Below are 19,528 nucleotides of genomic sequence, written 5' to 3' on the forward strand. Positions count from 1 at the left end.
TAAAACATATACTGAAGTAAGAAAGGATGATTAAATGGGACAGATTATCAAAGGAAAAGTAGCATATATTACTGGAGCTGGAAGTGGTATTGGACGTGCAACAGCACTTGAATTTGCGAAGGAAGGTATGCATATTGGGTTAATTGCAAGGACAGAGAGTAAGCTTCAGGAAGTAGCAGAAAAAGCCTCACTACACGGTGTGAAAACAAGCATTGCTGTAGCTGATATATCAAGCCAGCAGGAAGTGGACAAAGCCGTTTCAAAGCTTGAAAAAGAACTTGGAACAGCAGATATTCTCCTTAACAATGCAGGCATCGGCGCCCATGGGGGCATATTAGAAATGGACCCAGAAACGTGGAGGCGCACATTTGAAGTAAATGTCTTCGGTACCTATTATGTCACAAGAGCTGTTTTACCAGGAATGATCGAAAAAAACCAAGGTGATATAATAAATATTTCCTCTAGCAATGGCTTAAAAGCAACTGCTGGCTCTACCTCCTATAGTGCTTCAAAGTTCGCGATACAAGGAATGACAGAAGCTTTAATGCAAGAAGTGCGTAAAAATAATATTCGTGTTTTCACTTTAAACCCTAGTCTAGTCGCAACAGAGCTTGCTTTCGGAGACGAACTCGAAGATCAGGATAAAGAAAAATTTATGCAACCAGAAGATCTAGCGGAATACATGGTAGCCCAGTTGAAGCTACACCCCCGTATATTTATCAAACAATCTTTGCAATGGGCGACAAACCCTTTTTAAAATCTAGAATCAGCACAGTAACGCTATTTAAAGCGTTTGAATCTAGAAATGATCGCAAAAAATATAACTGCTTACTTTATAAAAAAAGGTTGACCGAGAGATCTCGCCAATCTCTTGTCAACCTTTTCTGTTAGAAGGTTTATCCTTCTGATTTTAATTCTGTATATACGACAAGTCGTTCCAGCCTTCCCCCAATAGAATAGTCAAATTCCCCTATGCAGGTAATGAGGTTTAACATTCTTCTCGAAGTATAACCAAAGATATCATCAATAGGCGCATTATCTTTCGGAAATCGCTTTTTATCGACGACTTCGAAAACCAGCTTCTGTCCATCTTCACCAGTTACTTCCACTTCGTCACCCTTTTTTAATTTTTCCAGATCAAAGAAGACACCTGGTCCTGTTTTATCATCTACGTGACCAGCTATTACAGAACTTCCCCGTTCTCCCGGGTTCGTCCCAAGATCGAACCAACCGGTTTTGCGAAAGTCTTCGGGAACTTCCATTTCCCCATTTTCCAATAAGCCAACGCTCTCAACCTCGGAATCTACATCTATAGCATCGATCGTAATGGATGTAGGATTTAAGCGGTATTCTTTATCCTGAATAACCGGAGATGACTCAGCTTCAGCTGGAGATGCTTCCTCTAAATCATTAACAGAAAGGGAACGATGCGAAGACTCTGTTGAGTCGGTACTTTCTGAATTCGACTGGGTAGAGCTATCTTCAGATTGCATTTGGTTGCATCCAACCAACAAAATAGCAAGGGCGACAACAAGTAGTCTTCGCATATTCATTCCTCCTCCATAATCCTTTTTCCTTTATTTATTGTTTTGAACAGGCTTCATTTTTCTAATCGCTACAAGTCCTGCAAATAGTAGCCCTATAGATCCTAGAACCCAAGCCCATGTCATACTTGCATGATCTGCAGGAGTCCCCAGTCCTGTGTTCGGCATATCTGAAGGAATATTAGCAGCGAATTCGTCAGGGTGCTGCATGACGATACCTGAAGATAATAATTTTGCAGCGCCATACATATGTCCATATGCTTCACGTGCTTGGTTAAATGCCTCTTCATAGTTTCCTGCTGCATATGCATCAAATGCACCAATTAATTGATCTGCATGCATTTGTAATCCACTTGCTAATTCATCAGCTGGTACATTTCCTTCTGTCGCTGTATCCATAAACTCAGAAAACTCTTCCTTGTACATACCAAGGTTGTCCAATGCTTCTTCTTTTGCTGCTTCATCTTCTTCTGCTGTAGCATTTACATAGTCAACGAAATAGCCAATGTGTTCTGACCACATTTCTTCAAATGCCTGGCCAGCTTCTTCCCCATATACGGATGAAATAGCCGCAGTTAGATCACTGGTATTTGCTGTTAATACTTCAGTTGCTGCTTCAAAATCCGGTGCACCATCTACTCCATTTTGCATTGCAATCACTGCTAGTCCAGCATGTTCAGATAGTAGATGTCCAAGGTCAGCGCGTAAGTCTCCAGCAGGAGTTACTGCCTTCGTATCATTGAAATCCTCAGGAGATTGTTCCGCTATCGCATTAGAGAGCCCTTTTGCTACCATGTGCATATGCCCAATTGCTTCACGTTCGTGTTTATATGCTGTTTCATAATCCTCCGCTACATAACTATCAAAGGCTCCAATTAGCTGATCTACATGCATTTGCAATCCTTCTGCCAATGAATCCGCTTCAAGGCGTTCCCCTGTTGCATCTTCAAGAAATTGAGCAAAATCTTCCTTGTACTGAGACAATTCATCCAATGACATTTGCTTCTTCTCTTCATCTTCTTCAGCAGTACCATTCACGTAATCCACAAAGTAACCGATATGGCTGCTCCACATTTCATTAAACGCGTTCCCTGCTTCCTCTCCATATACGGAAGTAATGGCAGCTGTTAAATCTTCTGTGTTAGATGACAGTGCAGCTACTGATGCAGCGAAGTCCTCTGACCCAGCTGCTCCATTCCGCATTGCTTCAATTGCAAGGAATGCATGCTCACTTAGTAAGTGGCCTAAATCTGCTCTTAAGTCTACTGCAGCTGTATCAACTGTTGGTTTTTCTGCTGTTTCTGCGTTTACGATCCCTCCGTTAGCCGATAAAATCAACGTTGCACTCAATGGTGCAGCTACTAATGCTTTTTTCCAATTCATGAAACCACTCCTTTGATGATTTTTTCTTTCTATTAAGCCAACGAACAAAAAGTTGAATTGGATCACTCTTTTTAAAAATTTCTTTTTAAAAAACCGAAATGCTTAAGGCATTTCGGTTTTTCTTAACGGTTAGAATATATAATTTGGTATTAAAGTAAGTGTGAGGAAATTTTCTCAACGCTATGATCCGAAAGCCAAAAAAACGAAGCGATAATCTTTTGCTCCCTTATAATGGTGAGCTTAATAAAATATCCCCTTGTGGCTGCTGACTATTCGCATTCGGTTCTTTTGTAATAGCAATGGTATCAAAGTTGTATTCTTTATCATAATCCATTACATAGGAAACTGCGCCAGTGCCATCTTCACTCGAGATAAATGTTCCTGCTCTATAAGGTGTACCGTCCTCCAATACCCAAACCTGATAAGCTTCCTCTCCTGAAAGTGGTGGTAAATCTTCAGCTTGAACAACGAGATTCACATGATTATTTTGCTCTATCATAAGCGCGGTAGCCTGTGCACTTACCCCTTCTGAAGGTTGCAATGCATGCTTCTGACTAAGCGTATCAAGGGAGACTTCCTCTTGTTCAGGTTCTGAAGGCGCTGTACTTTCCGGTTTCTCCTCTTGATTCAGGTAGATGAGTGCCACTCCGTTACCCACCAAGGAGAGAGTTAAGGTAGCAACTATAAGCGGTTTATACCAGCTTTTCTTCTTTTTCAATGGTGGCATGTCTTTCTTATCTTTTATATCCGTCACCTTGGTAGTTGTATCAGATGACTGAGCATTGTCCTTAACCTGATTTACGTTTTTCACGTTAGATAACACACGGTCTTTCATATCCTCAGGAGGCTCGACTGCATCGACTCCAAATGGAAGATCCATTGTCAGTTCTTCTAATTCTGCCAGCTCTTCCTGACAGGATGCACACTCCCCGAGGTGTATTTCAAACGCTTCTCTTTCTCTCTCTGTTAATTGGTTATTAAAATAATCTATTAATCGGTCACATTGCTTAGCCATCCTCATAAACCCCCCTTTCTCTCTTTTTCGTCAGTATTCCTTTTAAATGCTTCAACGATAACCGGACCCTTCCTTTGACCGTTCCTAATGGTATATCACAAGTTTTGGAAATTGCCGACTGGGACATCCCCTTAAAATAAAATAATTCTATAATTTCTTGTTGTTCCTTCGGCAGTTCTTTGAGCGCGGATTGCATTTCCTCGCCACGCTCTTTCCATTCCACCTGGTCTTCAGGTGTTGGTTCCTTGGATTGTATAGAATCTCTTTCCTCAAATTCATACGGTGTTTCTTTTCTTTTTCTTAATAAATCGATACATGTATTCCGTGCCATGGTCAATAACCACGAGGAAAACTTTCCCTTTTTCTCGTCAAAATTCCGTTGCTTCGTCCAAATTTTTGTAAAGACGTCCTGGACTGCTTCTTCAGCAAGAAATTTATTATTTGTTACACGAAACGAGAACGAATATAAAATACGTTCATAACGATCATAGAGTTGTTCCAGAGCAGCTTCATCTTGCGCCTGTACCCTATTAAATAGGTCCACATCTTCTTCTCGCATACTATTCTCCTTCATTGTAAGTTATATCTATAGCTTACCCTATAGTGAATCCAAAATATCTCATTTATAAAGCCTTCTAACTATTAAACGAAATAAGTCACAAAATGGATCATTATATGTTTACATGTTACGTATTAGGGGAAGAGTTTATTGATAACAATACTTCTGACGAAAGGATGCTAGAATGCGAAATTCACAGTATCAACCAACAAAGGACAAACAACTATCCGATGCACAAGAAGTGCGTTATGCGAAAGAATTTAAGGAAGCAGATATGGCTGGTGGCTACCGAAAGCCTCGCGTGAAAGAAGCTAAAAAAGAAAACCCTAAGTTAAAACAATAATAGTAACACCTTGCTCAATAGGCAAGGTGTTTTTTATGTTCTTTCTATCTACAAGTATTATCAAAATAATACAATATACAACCTTTACAAAATTTATGAAACTATGAAGGTAGTATTTCGTACTACCTAGTACAAGAAGGAGGGATAGTTGATGTCGAATGTAGCAATGGAGTTACAAGATGTCAGAAAGTCAATTGGAAAGAAAGAAATCATTAAAGGACTAACCTTCTCCATATATAAAGGAGAGGTTTTTGGTTTTATCGGGCCAAATGGTGCAGGTAAAACAACTACCATCCGGATGATGGTTGGTTTAATGCAATTAAGCCATGGTGATGTTTTAATCCGCGGAAAAAGTATAAAGCATGATTTTAAGAATGCGATCCGTGAAGTCGGTGCTATTGTTGAAAATCCTGAGATGTATCCTTTTATGACAGGTTGGCAGAATTTAATGCATTATGCACGAATGATACCAGGCATCTCAAAAGAACGTATACAAGAAGTAATTAAACTAGTAGGTCTTGAAAAGGCAATTAAGGAAAAAGTGGGTAAATACTCTCTTGGGATGCGCCAACGATTAGGGATCGCTCAAGCCTTACTTCACAAACCTTCCGTTTTAATATTAGATGAGCCAACTAATGGGTTGGATCCAGCGGGTATTCGGGAAATCCGTCAGTACATAAGACGCTTAGCAGAAGAAGAAAATGTTGCCGTCATTATTTCGAGTCATCTGCTCTCAGAAATCGAGTTAATGTGTGACAGGATTGGAATTATTAAAAATGGAGAACTTATTGCGACCCAAACTGTACAAGACTCTACTACGAGCGAGACCAAGAACATCACACAAGTAAGTATGCAAGTAACACCAATGGATCGAGCAATCGAGGTATTAAAAACAGATCATACGCTTGATGCTAAATCACAAGATGAAGCACTTATTTTCCAAACGGAAAAAGAAAAAATACCTGACATCGTCCGAAGCTTAGTTCAGCAAGATGTTGCGATATACCAGGTAAATTCAACGAAATCTAGCCTTGAGGATAAATTCTTTGATTTGATTGGAGAGAATACGATTGAATAACTTTTTTAAACTTGTTTATAATGAAATAACTAAAATATATATACGTAAATCGACCTGGGCCATGTACATTATCCTTGCCGCAATCATTATCGGCGTTGGTTTTTTGAGTAACATAGATGAATTAAGTTCTAAACAATACAGTGATGATAACTGGAGAGAAACGTTAGAAGAGGAGAACCAGGAACTAACGGAGGAAATAGAGAACGCAGGAGAAGACGGAGTTTTTTATGATTATAATTCGAGGTTAGTTGAGGAAAACAATTACTATTTGGAAAATGACATTCAGCCAGATGGTTATGGCGCAATGCAATTTGTATTAGAAAACCAACTATTACTATCTGTCGTTAGTTTGTTAACAATTATTATTGCCGCAGGTATTGTTGCAAATGAATTTCGCTGGGGAACAATCAAGCTTTTACTGATTCGGCCTATAACGAGAACCAAAGCATTATTATCAAAATATGTTGCAGTAATTTTGTTTGCTTTCTTTACTTTACTGTTTGTACTCGTATTTTCTTACATTATCGGGTTGATTTTCTTCGGATTTGGATCTTTAAATCCACATATGCTAGTAACTGATGGAAATGGCCTGCAATACGTCTCTGTTATTAGTGAAATTATACCTGCTTATGGATTTAAGCTAGTAAATTTAGTTATGATGGCTACTTTCGCTTTTGCAATATCGACAATTTTCCGTAATAGCGCACTTGCCATCGGGCTCGCCATATTCCTTATGATGGCAGGAAATCAGATTGTGTTGTTTTTCTCTGATCGTGATTGGGCGAAGTACATTTTATTTGCTAACACAGACCTGAGTCAATATACAGCTGGGAGTTCACCGATGATCGAAGGCATGACACTTGGCTTCTCTATCACTGTACTAGTGGTTTATTATGTTTTATTCATGGCAGTTGCGTGGGCATTCTTTAAAATAAGGGATGTAGCCGGTCAGTAAGAAGTTACATGTACTTTCTTTCATGAGGGTTACGTATTAAAATAAAAACAATAGTGTGTTGGTAATTTCCCTTAATTAATAGGAGTGTTATAAATGAAACGATATCTCACTGCTTTCTTCCTTGGAATTAGCGCCATCATCCTTGTGATAGGGTTACGTATTAATGCACAATGGAGTGGTATTGCTTCTTGGGGACTTGCTTTCATAAGCCTCTTGTTTGCAACATATTTTACTAAGTATATTCCTGATGAGAAAAAAAGCAGAAAATCTTGATATGGAAGGAGACTGTCTAGTTGCAGTCTCCTTTTTTATTAGGGGTCTCGTACTTTTGGCTTGCTGGACTGGTTTATAAAATTTAGGGAAGGGAAAAGAAGGATAAAAAGGATTATTAATAGGGGATGAAACATAATGACAAGTATACCAGCAAAAGAACAGACTAACATGATTACATGTACTAATGAATATACCGACCTTCAAAAGGTAGTAGTAGTACCCCCAGAATACATGGAAATTCAAAAAGCAATAAATGAGACACAACGCTATTATCTGAAGGAAAACATTGATCGGTCAAAAGCATTAAGGCAGCACCAGCAGTTTGTCAATGTGTTAAAAGAAGCAGGTATTGAAGTGATTAGCCTACATCCTAACAAAGATTTAAACGAACAAGTTTTCACTAGAGATATCGGTTTTACCATCGGGGAAACTTTATTTGTTTCTAATATGGGAGAAGCAGTACGCAAACCAGAAAAGAAAACATTACTAAATTGGCTTGAAGCATTTAATTATGAATATAAAGATATTTTCTCTGACTCCATCGAAGGTGGCGATATCTTATTAGACGGAAATGATATTTGGGTTGGTAGAAGTAATCGGACAACCGATGAGGCTATTCATACTTTAAAAGACCATTTACCAAATTACAACATCTGTCCAATTACTTTAAATGAAGAGATTCTTCATCTCGATTGTGTCTTAAATATTGTAAGCTCTGATACCGCTTTAATCTATAAAAAGGCAATTGACCCAATTTCCTTAAAGCGATTAAGAAAAAAGTACCATTTAATAGAAGTTTCAGATGATGAACAATTTAATATGGGGCCAAACGTGCTTTCCATAGGTGGGAAACAGGTCATCAGTCTGCCAGATAACAAACAGGTCAACCAGCAATTACGAGAAGCAGGGTTCACTGTAATGGATGTTCCCTTCTCCGAGATCATTAAATCTGGGGGTTCCTTCCGTTGCTGTACCTTGCCATTGATAAGAGGTTAAAATCAAAAGCGCAAGTAACAGGAAAACGCACCGAATCTAACAATCGGTGCGTTTTTTTTATAAGGAATACTTCTCTCTTAACGAAACAGGTGCTTCCTTCACTATTCTGTTTAGAATAATTAATGCCACTGTTACGTCATCAATTAAGCCTACCCCTAGTATAAAGTCTGGAATAATATCGAAGGGAAAGAGAAAATAACCGATTGCGATACCGGCATATAAGATTTTCTTGCCTTTTCCAACTTGATTGGTTAGGAAGAAATCCCTTAGAAACGGGATGAACTTCGTGAACTACTCCCACCACTTACCACCCTTATGGGTTGCTTGAAGTGGGGACTTCTTGGGTAATCGCCACTTTTGATAGCTGACGAAATGTGCCAAGCTAACCCTCTTGTTCCAAGAGTTTGTATTTTCATTAGGTAGTTGCTAATAAGCGAATGCCTTCTTTTTTGATATTGCGTGCTGCATTATAATCTCTATCGAGATTTAGTCCACACGAACAAGTGTACATCCTCACTTCCAAAGGCATTGGTTGGGTCTTTCCGCAACTTGAACAAGTTTTGGTAGATGGGAACCATTTGTCAATTTTGATAAGTTGTTTTCCTTGTTCTTTGAGTTTGTACTGTAAGAAAGAAGTGAACATTCCCCATCCATTATCAGCTACGCTTTTACCAAATTTAAGTGCTTGTGCCATTCCTTTCATGTCTAAATCTTCCATCACGACAGCATCATATTTAGAAACTAACGCCTTTGATTTATGGTGAAGAAAGTTCTTCCGTTGATTTGCTACTTTCTCTTGGATCTTAGCTACTCGAATACGCTGTTTATTCCAATTTGAAGAGCCTTTCTTTTTACGGGAGAGTTTACGTTGTTCTTTTGCTAATTTTTCAAGCATTAGTCGATAAAATTTAGGGTAATTGGCTTTCTCACCCTCGCTATCAACAAACAACCCATCCATCGCAAAATCTAACCCCACCACTTTTTCAATTTCTTTGCTTTCTATCTCCTTCTCATATTCTGTAAGAATAGAAATATAGTATTTTCCTGATGCAGTCATAGATACGGTACAAGATTTTATTTTGTATTCTGATGGTATCTTTCTATGTTGTTTCATTTTGATGCTTTTCAATTTAGGTAATTTGATATGACCATCCAACAACTGAATATTTCCATTGACGACATTCGTTGTATAGCTTTGTTTATGGCGTTTACTTTTGAATCTTGGAAACCGAGCATTGCCTTTGAAAAAGGCTTTATATGCCTTATCTAAATTTAATTGTGCGTTTGCCAACGCTAAAGAATCCACTTCTTTTAGCCATTCGTATTCTTTTTTGTATTTAGCAGGAGTAGGATGTTTTACTTTTTTCCATTCTTCTTTATTCTCTTTTAAGGTTTCATACGTTTCTTTTCGTTCTGCTAACATTTTATTATAAACAAAGCGAACACAACCAAAGGTCTTTCGTATAACGAATTCCTGTTCTTTTGTTGGATAAAGACGAAACTTATACGCTTTATGTTGTTTAGCCATATCAAATCACCTCACTTTACCCCTTGATTTTCAATGTATTTTTTCACCACTTCAATAGGAGAACCACCAGTCGTTAAGAACAAAAGCGTAAGCGCCCGTTTAGAGACGTAGCGAGTGGAACGAATCAACTGAGATAAAGGAATCATGCCCCTGCAAAAGGGGTATGTCGGCGTTGGCCGGCAAGGCCGATTTTAGTCGACCTACCTCTATTTACCGAACCGATGATGACTTTCACCGCAAGGGTATAAGTGCGACTAGGCCTCTGGATTTCACCAGTCGGCAAGTCTTCTTTATCGTAGGGCGATTTCGTGAAGTCGCCTAGTCTCTGGGCGCTGGAGCTAGATGTGGCTGTTGCTGTCTAAGAAGATACCGCCAATTTTAAAACTTTCTTATCTTTAAAACAAAAACTTCTTGACCAAAACATTTCTTTCCATAACTTTTTACGAACATGAGGAAAGTCCTTCTTGATAAGTCTTGAACTGGCACTTTTATAGGCATTGATAAACTTCGATATTTCACAACTAACACAAGGTGGTAATACATCAAGAATACCGAATGATTACTGCTGTCTAATTTCATTGTTATATCAGTCCTTATACTTTATATGACTGATTATACCATGTTAAGCCAAAAGCTAGAAGAAAAGGCATTTGGGCTATCGCCCAAACGAAATTCATCTCCCCCTTACCGTTGGGCTATGCCCTTCACACGTTTGAAGAAGGGAGACTTCTTTCGTAAATACGTTAAACTGAAAGATAAATTTAAGTCGTTTAAAAAAACGAATCATAGCATCACCACCTCTATTTCTATCTTTCCCTCTTCATACTTTTAGCAATCCACTTTTAACAGTTAATATACACCAACGAACCTGAAATCCGTCTCGTTCGATGCCAGATTTCTGTATATTGGAAGAGCATGCTATGTTGCCTTCTAATAAGAAAAACACTGGCTTATCTATACAAGTGCGTGTTTCTATTCATTTGAATCGTGAAGCTGGTTAGTTGGGATTTGCAGGAAAATTAGTTGGTCATCTTCTTCCGAAGGATTTCCCCTTCCATCAGTATTATTCGTAATGAAGTAGAGACCATTTTCAACAGCGTAGACGTCTCTTATTCTTCCTTTATCTTCCAGCACAGTATTGATTGTCTTGTTCATAGGGTTAAATCTCATTAAGCTTTCTCCTCTTAGGGCAGCAAAGAAAAAATTACCATGCAAATTTGCCATACCCGATGGCGCCCATGTTTCTTCACCTGAATGAACAAGAGGTGTTACCATGTCTTCTTCTGTTTCATCCCCTTGGATCACTGGCCATCCATAATTTTCTCCTGGCTCAATTAAATTTATTTCGTCATGAGCATCAGAACCGTGCTCTGTAGCATATAGGGTATCATTTTCATCCCACGCCAACCCCTGCGGATTACGATGTCCATAGGAATAAATATAAGAGTCTTCAAAAGGATTATCCTCAGGCACGGTTCCATCGGTATTAATCCGTAAAATCTTCCCTGCTAAACTCTCTAGATCTTGAGAATTTTCAGGTACAGAGGCATCCCCTGTCGTCACATAAAGTTTTTCGTCCGGGCCAATTTTTATCCTTCCACCTTGATGTACTTGACCTCCTGGAATTTCATCTAGAATAGTAGATACTTCCTGCCAAGAATCTTCTGTTTCTTCAAGCTCAACTACGCGTTGATAGTACGTTCCATTAACTTCATAGGAGTAGTAGGCAAGAGCTATTCCATTATCCGAAAAACTATCTGGCAAAGCTATACCGAGCAATCCTGCTTCTGCTTGTTGAGAAAGATTCGCTTCAAGCTCTACAGGCTTTCGCTCTTGATCACCGTCTGTAATGGTAACAATAGCTCCAGGGCGCTCACTGACGTAGAGCTTTCCCTCATGCATTTCGATTGCCCATGGCGCATCCAGTTGTGTTGCTACTTGTTTTATCTCCTCTATGTCCTTACTAGAATTCTCATTCCCATTAGCCTCGCCTGATGTTTCTTCTGCAGGTTGCTCGGATTCACTAGGACTTTTCTCTTCACCTGAACAAGCAGCAAGCACTAATATGAACAACAAAAACACTACAACTCTTGTATAACGCATCTTCATTCGCCTCCCTTTTACTCTACCTTTATAAAATTGCCTTAGTTCGTTCATCCTAAACCAATAGGTATTAAAGCTACTGTTGAATGATTGGCTTATTGAAAACTAAGTGTGTAACTTTGCTGTAGCTAATAACGGCTTCACTAAGGACATTACTATAAACGTTGTACAAAAAAGGGAACCCACGCATAACATGGATTCCCTACTTAAATTAAAGTGATTTTGATTTTTTTGATGCTTTTTCCCGTTCGTTTTTATTAAGGATTTTTTTCCTTAAACGAATGGATTCTGGTGTTACTTCACAGTACTCATCATCTGCCAAGTACTCAATTGCTTCCTCAAGTGACATTTTTCTTGTCTTTCTTATAGTAGAAGTTTGGTCCTTCGTAGCTGAACGTACGTTTGTTAAATGCTTTTCTTTCGTAATGTTAACTGTCAGATCGTTTTCACGGTTGTGCTCTCCAACAATCATTCCAGCATATATTTCTGTACCAGGTTCAACGAAAATTACACCACGATCTTCCAGTTGCATAATACCGTAAGTGGAAGCTTTTCCGTTTTCCAGGCCAACTAGTACACCTTCACGACGTCCACCAACTTGTCCTTTAATAACAGGCTCGTACGTATCAAACGTATGGTTGATAATACCATAACCACGTGTCTGGGTCATGAATTCTGTAGCGTAACCGATCAATCCACGAGAAGGCACCTTAAACTCAAGGCGGACCTGCCCAGTACCCTGGTTTACCATATCCAGCATTTCACCTTTACGCTCTCCAAGTGATTCCATAATTGCGCCTGTATATTCTTCTGGCACGTCTACTTGCACACGTTCTACAGGCTCACAACGTACACCGTCAATTTCCTTGATGATTACCTGTGGTTTAGATAGCTGTAGCTCGTATCCTTCACGACGCATATTCTCGATCAGGATAGATAGGTGTAGTTCTCCTCTACCCGAAACGATCCAAGCATCCGGAGAATCTGTTGGGTCTACACGCAAACTAACATCCGTTTCCAATTGCTTTAATAGTCGCTCTTCAATTCTACGTGACGTAATATATTTACCCTCACGTCCAGCAAACGGACTATTGTTTACCACGAACGTCATCTGCAATGTTGGCTCATCAATTCGAAGCCATGGTAGGGCTTCAACATGATCCTGTGGACAAATGGTTTCCCCGATATTGATATCTTCCATACCAGCAATTGCAACAATGTCTCCCGCAATCGCTTCTTGGATTTCAATACGTTTTAGACCAATAAAGCCAAAAAGCTTACTAATACGGAATGACTTTTGTGAGCCATCTTTCTTCAAGATAACCACTTGTTGACCAACGCTGATTTTCCCACGAACTACTCTTCCAACTCCAATACGACCAACATAGTCATTATAATCCAACAATGTAACTTGGAACTGTAAAGGCTCTTCTTGTGTATCAACAGGTGCTGGAATATGATCTAAAATAGTAGTAAATACAGGATCCATCGTTTCTTCTTGAGATTCTGGTTCAAAACCAGATGTTCCGTTTAATGCAGAAGCATATACAACTGGGAACTCAAGCTGGTCATCATCTGCGCCAAGCTCGATGAAAAGATCCAATACTTCATCAATTACTTCAGAAGGACGAGCATTCGGACGATCGATTTTGTTTAAAACAACAATCGGTGTAAGCTTTTGCTCAAGTGCTTTTTTTAACACGAATCGTGTTTGTGGCATGGTTCCTTCATAAGCATCTACTACTAGTGCCACACCATCCACCATTTTCATAATTCGCTCTACTTCTCCACCGAAGTCTGCGTGTCCAGGTGTATCTAAAATGTTGATAGATGTATCTTTATATTTAATCGCAGTATTTTTCGCTAGAATTGTAATTCCACGTTCTCTTTCAATATCTCCTGAGTCCATTGCTCGTTCATTTACTTGTTCGTTTTCCCGGAATGTCCCTGAGTATTTCAGCAACTGATCAACCAGTGTTGTTTTTCCGTGGTCAACGTGGGCAATGATCGCAATATTACGAATATCTTCTCTTAATTGCATTAAAGTACGCTCCTCTTTAAAATAGAGTGATTCAAACTATATGATTATACCATAGATTAACCGGTATAATAAAGTTTTTTGAAAAAATTTTACGATAAATGTACAAAAGCGTCGAGCGCCTGGTTAAAAAAAGGATTGACTACCCTTCAAAAACAATCTCAAATTTTGCTCCACCCTGTTCCGATTTATGGACAGTTATTTTTCCATTTGATTGTTCAATAATCGCTCTGGCAATTGCTAGTCCTAATCCAGTTTCCCCAGTTTTACCTTTTACAAACCGGTGAAAAATATGTGGCATTAATTCCTCTGCCACCCCTTCTCCATCATCTTCTATTAGAATACGGGCGCTGTTATCCTGCTTCTGTACTTTAATGGAGACTGTCGAATTAGCATGGCGAATGGCATTAAACACGAGGTTCAACAGAGCACGAAGGAGTTTTTCCTCATCTGCATATAGAACGATATTGGCCTCTATCTCTTGTCTTAACTGTATTTTTTTATCATTAACAATCGGTAATGTACGGTCAACAACCTGCTCAACCAAATCATCGACCAACACTCTTTCTTTATTGTAAACTTCCGAATCACTGTCCAGCTTTGCAAGCAAGATCATCTCATTAATAATTTTCTTCAGCCTATTTACTTCTGTAACCATCACTTCAAGACCTTTATCTTGTTCGTTTTTATCAAAAATACCATCTCTGATACCTTCTGCGTACCCTTGAATTGTCATTAACGGTGTTTTCAATTCATGGCTGGCATTCTGAAAAAATGTTTGCTGTGACCTAATGTATTGCTTTAGTTCACTTGCCATCTCATATACACTTTGCTCAACTTCTTTAATTTCACCCGTTGCTTTAATCCGCTCTATATCATCAAACTGTCTATTTTCTACCTTCTTTAATTGCCTTTTTAATTGCGAGAGCGGTGTGACTAATTTATTAGTTAGGAAATAACTTAGAAGAATAGCAGCTGCTGCCCCTATGAAAAAAACAATGAGCAACCGGAAAATAAATTGCTGCTGAACCTGTTGTAAGTCATCTAATGGCGTTAGCAATATGAGTTGGTCCCCATTTCTTTCTGGGGTTATAATAATACGAGATGTTACATAACGGGCATTCTTATACTCCCATAACTCTTGATCTCGCGCAGAAAAGTCATTATTCTCAAACAAACCTTTGACCACTGCACCCGGAATAGTGCTAAATGGAATAACATTATTGCGTTCATTGTACATAATGAGCTGTAGATTTTTGTCTTCTAAAAACTGACTAAGTTGTGTGTCACTAATGGCGCCATACTCATTGATTAATTCAGCTAATATTTCACCACTTTGCTTCAACTGACGCTGTTCATCCTCAATCAACATATCAAGAATAAGGGAATAAATAATATACCCCGTAACAGCCAATATCACGATTAACAAGGCAGTAAATGCAGCATTTAGCTGTGATTGCAATTTCATTCTGTTTCCTCATCATCGCGTAATCGGTAGCCATAACCCCAAACCGTCTCTAGCGGTAAGTTAGGTAATTTCTTTCGTATTCGTTTAATTAGATCATCTACCGCTCTGTCGCTCCCAAAATAATCATCTCCCCATACCCTCACCAACAGGTCCTCTCTTGAAAAAGCCCGATTTACATTTTCTGTTAAAAATACCAGCATATCATATTCCTTCGTTGTTACATCAAGCTCATTTCCTTTATAAAAAATTCGTCGTTCACTTTTATATATTTCCATATGAAGTGTTTTAATAATTTCCTTGTCTTCATTTTCCATATTTTTCCTAGGCGCAGAGCGCTTAAACAATCGCTTGATACGCGCTATCAATTCTCTTGGACTGAATGGTTTTGTTAAATAGTCGTCACCACCGAGTTCAAGACCAAGAATTTTGTCAATTTCATCATCTTTTGCAGAAATAATAATAATTGGTACTTCACTTTCATTACGAATTTTTTTACAAAACTCGTACCCATCCATTCCCGGGAGCATAATATCCAATATCCACATGTCTGGCTTACGGTTTTCCCAGACCTCCCATGCTTTCTCAGCAGAGTCTGACAGCGAAACTTCAAAGCCCTCTTTTTTCAAGTATGCCGTAACAATATTTTGGATATTCGGATCATCTTCCACAACCCCTATATGATAGTTCATACGCGCTCACCTTTTCGATTTAATGTCATTACTTCTATTTTTACATAGACCCAATTGTTGAACAAGCTATCTCTTTTACACATTTATACCACATTTATACCAAATGTTTCCCAAAACCTGTGGGTATACTCAACTTAAAGATTGAAATCAACGAAAGGGTGATAATCAATGGACCAAGACAAATATAATGCGAATCATCAAGGAGCACCAGAAAGGAACGATGGCCATAATATACCTGAACGGGAACTGGAACAAAACAGTGGGGCAGAAACAGAGGATACTCTAACCCAGCCAGAGCATCCAGTTCACCATGAATCTACACCACCGGAACAGCGGTCTGAAAATGTGAAACCGACTAAAAACAAAAGTGGACTACACTTCATACTTGGTGGTATATCAGGAGGGATTGTATCTGTTGCCCTCATTATTGCCCTTATAATGACAAATATTATTCCAATAAACACGACTTCTTCGGCTTCGGAAGGGGATGGGAATAGCTCTTCGTCCACTCCAGATATTGTGCAAACACTAGCATCGGATGAGGCAACCCTTTCTTCTAGCATTGAAGAAACATCGAAAGCGGTAGTAGGGGTTAGCAATATGCAGCAACAGAGTGTTTGGACAGATAGCCAAGAAGCCGGAACTGGATCAGGGATTGTTTATAAGAAAGAAAACGGGAAAGCGTATGTCGTTACAAACCAACATGTTGTCGAAGGCGCAAAAGAAGTTGAAGTTGTGCTAGATGACGAAGAACATATTAATGCTACCGTACTCGGTACCGACGCCTTAACAGATTTAGCTGTACTTGAGGTAGATGGAGAAAAAATTGATACAGTGGCAAGTATCGGAAGTTCTGAGGATCTTAAAGTCGGTGAAACGGTTGTTGCCATCGGAAACCCTTTGGGAATTGAATTCGCTAACACCATTACCAAAGGAATTGTCAGTGGACTCAATCGTTCTGTGAGCATGGATACAAACGGAGACCAACAAGCAGACTGGGTAACAGAAGTAATTCAAACAGATGCCGCTATTAATCCTGGTAATAGTGGAGGAGCTCTCGTTAATGGAAATGGTGAAGTTATCGGAATTAATTCCATGAAGATTGCCCGCCAAGAGGTAGAGGGAATTGGTTTTGCAATTCCAATGGACACAGCACTTCCTATTATGGATCAATTAGAACAGAACGGCGAAATTGAACGCCCGCTTATTGGTATTAGCACCGCTTCCTTAAGCCAAGTGCCCGCCCAATTCCGGAACGAGATAGAGCTTCCTGAAAAAGTAGAAGGCGGCATGGTCATTGCCGACGTACAAGCTGGATCTTCTGCAGAATCAGCAGGTCTACAAAGATTTGATGTCATCACACAAATTAATGGAAATGCGATCACTTCTATTTTAGAGCTTAGAAAATTCCTGTACTCCGACGCAGCAGTTGGGGATACAGTTGAAATAGAGTACTATCGTGACGGAGAACAAAAAACTGCTAAGGTCACCTTGCAAGCAGGAGAAACAGAACAATAAACGTAACGCTAATTTCCTAAGAAGGGGGACTATTCTCCCTTCTTTTTTTCGTTTTTTCACATTATACTTATAGAGGGTACGTACATTTCTTCTAATACCAATCTACGAGCGGTTTACTTCGAATTGATGTATAATAATTTCCAACAAAAACAGGATTTACACTATTTTTGTCGAATGAATGTAAGTATCCAAAATAATAAGAAGGAGTGATTTTATGATTTGTCCAAATTGTGGACAGCAAACAGAAGAAGGAAAGTTTTGTACAAATTGTGGTGCGCCATTACCAGTAGAGAACAATGCAGCTACTCAGGAACCTGTGAATACTGATCCTACCATAGAGCAGGAAAGCAATGTAGGGGAGCCGAGCCAGCCTCTGTCATCAGGACAGCAGCAAAACCAGAGTCAACCGAATGATGTTATGGAAACAGTTAAAAGAGAGAGTTCGCAGTTTGGATCATTCTTTGTGAAGCTTTTGAAAAATCCTAGCGAAGGAAAGAATATTGCTAGCAGCCATTTGATTCCAGGTATTATAACTATTGTCATTTTTTCCCTGCTAATCTCCCTTGGAACGTACATAATTACAAGCAGTATTGGCTCTTATTTCATGGAAGTATCCTTTGTTGATAGCTTTCTTATACCACTTATCCAGTTTTTAATTTTATTCGGTATTATAGCAGCCATTTCATTTGCTGGTGTAAAAATTGGTGGGCAATCCTTATCTTTTACAGATGTTGTTGCGAAGACTGGGGCATACTCTGTGCCATTTTTAGTTTTAACCGTCTTAGGCTCTTTGCTAGCCCTAGTTGAGCTCCCTCTTTCAGGGACCATTATTCTAATTGGCTTGATAGGACCTATTCTATTAGTGCCAACCCTTATCTTACTTGAAAGGCCAGCTCCGGCATTTGATCGAATTTACTTGCTAATCGGTATTTACTTTGTAACCTTACTTGCCTCTGGTTACCTTTTAGCTAATATAGTGGATGTCTTTCTTGGTGGCATGATGAGCAGTATTTTCTAAATTTAGTATTAAAGATGAAAAAAGCGGACCTTATAAAAAGGTCTGCTTTTTTGTTTACTATCCAAAAAATAAGTCAAAGACATTACTGCCAGTTGAACTTTTCTTATTATAGAATTCGGAGTATCCACAATTTTTACAGTACACAACAAGAAATTGATTATGCTGCACATCGAACATTTTGGATAGGCCAGTACCTGTCATGGCAACTTCCTTGGAATCTGCATCGTTACTCCCACATTTAATACATCCAGTTTGTTCGCTCATCTAAACCACTCCCTTTAATAAGTATTACGGAAGTACGAGCTATACGGTTTCATCATCACTATCACTTTCCACTGAATCGAGATTCTTTTCATATCTATTGTGGTTATAGGTAACCCCTTCAAACTTTCCATCAATATCTGCGGCGAGAAACTCTTCTACATTTTCTGCAGAACCTACAAGCTCATCACTATTCGGATACATCTCATCATAATTTTCTTGATCTCCATAAAAATCAGAAGCTGTTTCGGAAGTACCATATCTGCTAACTTCCTGCCAACTGTCTTCTGCATCATAGGAAACCTGGTTTTCGTCTGTTTCTTCGTCCGGATTGATATTCGGGCTAAAGACTTCCTCTTCTACAGTACGATCCTCTTCAAAAATCGTATTATTTCCAGCATGCTCCACACAGCGGTCCGCAGTTGGAAGGGCTGCTAACCTCTCAAAAGGGATGTCTTCCCCACATTGGCTACAAATGCCATATGAGCCTTCCTCTATCGCATGCAAAGCCTTATTAATATCGTCAAGCTCTGTTTCAGCATGCTCGTTTAAGGCTATATCCTTTTCTCTTTCAAAAAGCTCTGTTCCCATATCACCCGGATGGTTATCATAATTAGATAGTTCACTCACCGATTCTTTCGCCAATTCAAGCGTTGTACCAAAATGATCCTGTATATGATTTATCAGTTCATTCTGCCTTTGCACCAAGTCTGCTTTACATTGCAATAGTTGCTCTTTGGTGATCATACGGATCCTCCT

20 protein-coding genes and 1 pseudogene are annotated in these 19,528 nt (G+C 39.1%); 8 read left to right on the forward strand and 13 right to left on the reverse strand.

All coding sequences use genetic code 11. The features are described from left to right. Positions 1-34: 34 nt before the first annotated feature. On the forward strand, positions 35-757 hold the full coding sequence (locus BN985_RS00290; RefSeq protein ID WP_042220411.1) for a 3-ketoacyl-ACP reductase: 723 nt from the start codon (positions 35-37) through the stop codon (positions 755-757). 139 nt (positions 758-896) lie between these two features. Here the strand turns inward: BN985_RS00290 and BN985_RS00295 are convergent, their stop codons facing one another. From BN985_RS00295 to BN985_RS00310, 4 genes are all read right to left on the reverse strand, one after another. Beyond that, positions 897-1,547 (reverse strand): class F sortase, encoded by a 651-nt coding sequence (locus tag BN985_RS00295; protein ID WP_042220413.1) that lies wholly within the window; start codon positions 1,545-1,547, stop codon positions 897-899. Positions 1,548-1,577: 30 nt separating this feature from the next. Then, a complete protein-coding gene (locus BN985_RS00300) occupies positions 1,578-2,927 on the reverse strand; it encodes a hypothetical protein (protein ID WP_042220414.1) in 1,350 nt (449 codons plus the stop codon). A gap of 226 nt (positions 2,928-3,153) precedes the next feature. Further along, positions 3,154-3,942: an anti-sigma factor gene (locus tag BN985_RS00305; protein ID WP_042220415.1), complete on the reverse strand. Its 789-nt coding sequence runs from the start codon at positions 3,940-3,942 to the stop codon at positions 3,154-3,156. Next, entirely contained in the window at positions 3,935-4,501 is a 567-nt protein-coding gene (locus BN985_RS00310; RefSeq protein ID WP_042220416.1) for an RNA polymerase sigma factor, read from the reverse strand. The genes BN985_RS00305 and BN985_RS00310 overlap by 8 nt, the downstream gene beginning before the upstream one ends. 184 nt (positions 4,502-4,685) lie before the next feature. Here BN985_RS00310 and BN985_RS00315 point away from each other — a divergent pair, with 184 nt between their 5' ends. From BN985_RS00315 to BN985_RS00335, 5 genes are all read left to right on the forward strand, one after another. Continuing rightward, the gene (locus tag BN985_RS00315; RefSeq protein WP_084157419.1) at positions 4,686-4,844 is read left to right on the forward strand and encodes a YfhE family protein; all 159 of its coding nucleotides are present in this window, start codon (positions 4,686-4,688) and stop codon (positions 4,842-4,844) included. 151 nt (positions 4,845-4,995) lie between these two features. After that, positions 4,996-5,922, forward strand: a complete 927-nt coding sequence (locus BN985_RS00320) for an ABC transporter ATP-binding protein (protein WP_042220417.1) — start codon at positions 4,996-4,998, stop codon at positions 5,920-5,922. After that, on the forward strand, positions 5,915-6,877 hold the full coding sequence (locus BN985_RS00325; RefSeq protein WP_042220418.1) for an ABC transporter permease: 963 nt from the start codon (positions 5,915-5,917) through the stop codon (positions 6,875-6,877). The genes BN985_RS00320 and BN985_RS00325 overlap by 8 nt, the downstream gene beginning before the upstream one ends. A gap of 93 nt (positions 6,878-6,970) precedes the next feature. Further along, positions 6,971-7,150 carry a hypothetical protein gene (locus BN985_RS00330; RefSeq protein ID WP_042220419.1) on the forward strand — a complete coding sequence of 60 codons (180 nt, stop codon included), beginning with the start codon at positions 6,971-6,973 and terminating at the stop codon, positions 7,148-7,150. Positions 7,151-7,285: 135 nt separating this feature from the next. Further along, positions 7,286-8,146, forward strand: a complete 861-nt coding sequence (locus BN985_RS00335) for a dimethylarginine dimethylaminohydrolase family protein (protein WP_042220420.1) — start codon at positions 7,286-7,288, stop codon at positions 8,144-8,146. Positions 8,147-8,203: 57 nt separating this feature from the next. Here BN985_RS00335 and BN985_RS00340 read toward each other — a convergent pair whose 3' ends face one another. The 7 genes and pseudogenes from BN985_RS00340 to BN985_RS00375 all read right to left on the reverse strand — a co-directional run bounded on the left by BN985_RS00340 (position 8,204) and on the right by BN985_RS00375 (position 15,972). Then, positions 8,204-8,425: a YkvA family protein gene (locus BN985_RS00340; protein ID WP_084157488.1), complete on the reverse strand. Its 222-nt coding sequence runs from the start codon at positions 8,423-8,425 to the stop codon at positions 8,204-8,206. A 136-nt stretch (positions 8,426-8,561) separates the two neighbouring features. Next, complete coding sequence (locus BN985_RS00345) at positions 8,562-9,674, reverse strand: RNA-guided endonuclease TnpB family protein (RefSeq protein ID WP_042220421.1); 1,113 nt, start codon at positions 9,672-9,674, stop codon at positions 8,562-8,564. 358 nt (positions 9,675-10,032) lie between these two features. Continuing rightward, positions 10,033-10,253 (reverse strand): annotated as a pseudogene (locus BN985_RS00350) (transposase). 393 nt (positions 10,254-10,646) lie between these two features. Then, positions 10,647-11,777, reverse strand: a complete 1,131-nt coding sequence (locus BN985_RS00360) for a PQQ-dependent sugar dehydrogenase (RefSeq protein ID WP_052360568.1) — start codon at positions 11,775-11,777, stop codon at positions 10,647-10,649. Between the two features lie 211 nt (positions 11,778-11,988). Further along, complete coding sequence (gene typA / locus BN985_RS00365) at positions 11,989-13,818, reverse strand: translational GTPase TypA (protein WP_042220423.1); 1,830 nt, start codon at positions 13,816-13,818, stop codon at positions 11,989-11,991. Positions 13,819-13,957: 139 nt separating this feature from the next. Further along, on the reverse strand, positions 13,958-15,283 hold the full coding sequence (locus BN985_RS00370) for a sensor histidine kinase (protein WP_042220424.1): 1,326 nt from the start codon (positions 15,281-15,283) through the stop codon (positions 13,958-13,960). Further along, positions 15,280-15,972: a response regulator transcription factor gene (locus BN985_RS00375; RefSeq protein ID WP_042220425.1), complete on the reverse strand. Its 693-nt coding sequence runs from the start codon at positions 15,970-15,972 to the stop codon at positions 15,280-15,282. Before BN985_RS00375 ends, BN985_RS00370 begins: the two co-directional genes overlap by 4 nt. Positions 15,973-16,140: 168 nt before the next feature. Here BN985_RS00375 and BN985_RS00380 point away from each other — a divergent pair, with 168 nt between their 5' ends. Both BN985_RS00380 and BN985_RS00385 read left to right on the forward strand, forming a co-directional pair. Beyond that, positions 16,141-17,490, forward strand: a complete 1,350-nt coding sequence (locus BN985_RS00380; RefSeq protein ID WP_084157421.1) for a S1C family serine protease — start codon at positions 16,141-16,143, stop codon at positions 17,488-17,490. 214 nt (positions 17,491-17,704) lie between these two features. Continuing rightward, complete coding sequence (locus BN985_RS00385; protein WP_042220426.1) at positions 17,705-18,508, forward strand: zinc ribbon domain-containing protein; 804 nt, start codon at positions 17,705-17,707, stop codon at positions 18,506-18,508. Between the two features lie 57 nt (positions 18,509-18,565). On the opposite strand, the gene BN985_RS00390 is transcribed toward BN985_RS00385, so the two are convergent. Together BN985_RS00390 and BN985_RS00395 are read right to left on the reverse strand one after the other, a co-directional pair. Continuing rightward, on the reverse strand, positions 18,566-18,772 hold the full coding sequence (locus BN985_RS00390; protein WP_042220427.1) for a zinc ribbon domain-containing protein: 207 nt from the start codon (positions 18,770-18,772) through the stop codon (positions 18,566-18,568). 39 nt (positions 18,773-18,811) lie between these two features. Continuing rightward, entirely contained in the window at positions 18,812-19,516 is a 705-nt protein-coding gene (locus BN985_RS00395; RefSeq protein WP_052360569.1) for a TraR/DksA C4-type zinc finger protein, read from the reverse strand. Between the last annotated feature and the right edge of the window lie 12 nt (positions 19,517-19,528).

The organism is Oceanobacillus manasiensis, from assembly GCF_000724085.1.
In the GTDB taxonomy this organism is placed as follows: domain Bacteria; phylum Bacillota; class Bacilli; order Bacillales; family Amphibacillaceae; genus Oceanobacillus_B; species Oceanobacillus_B manasiensis.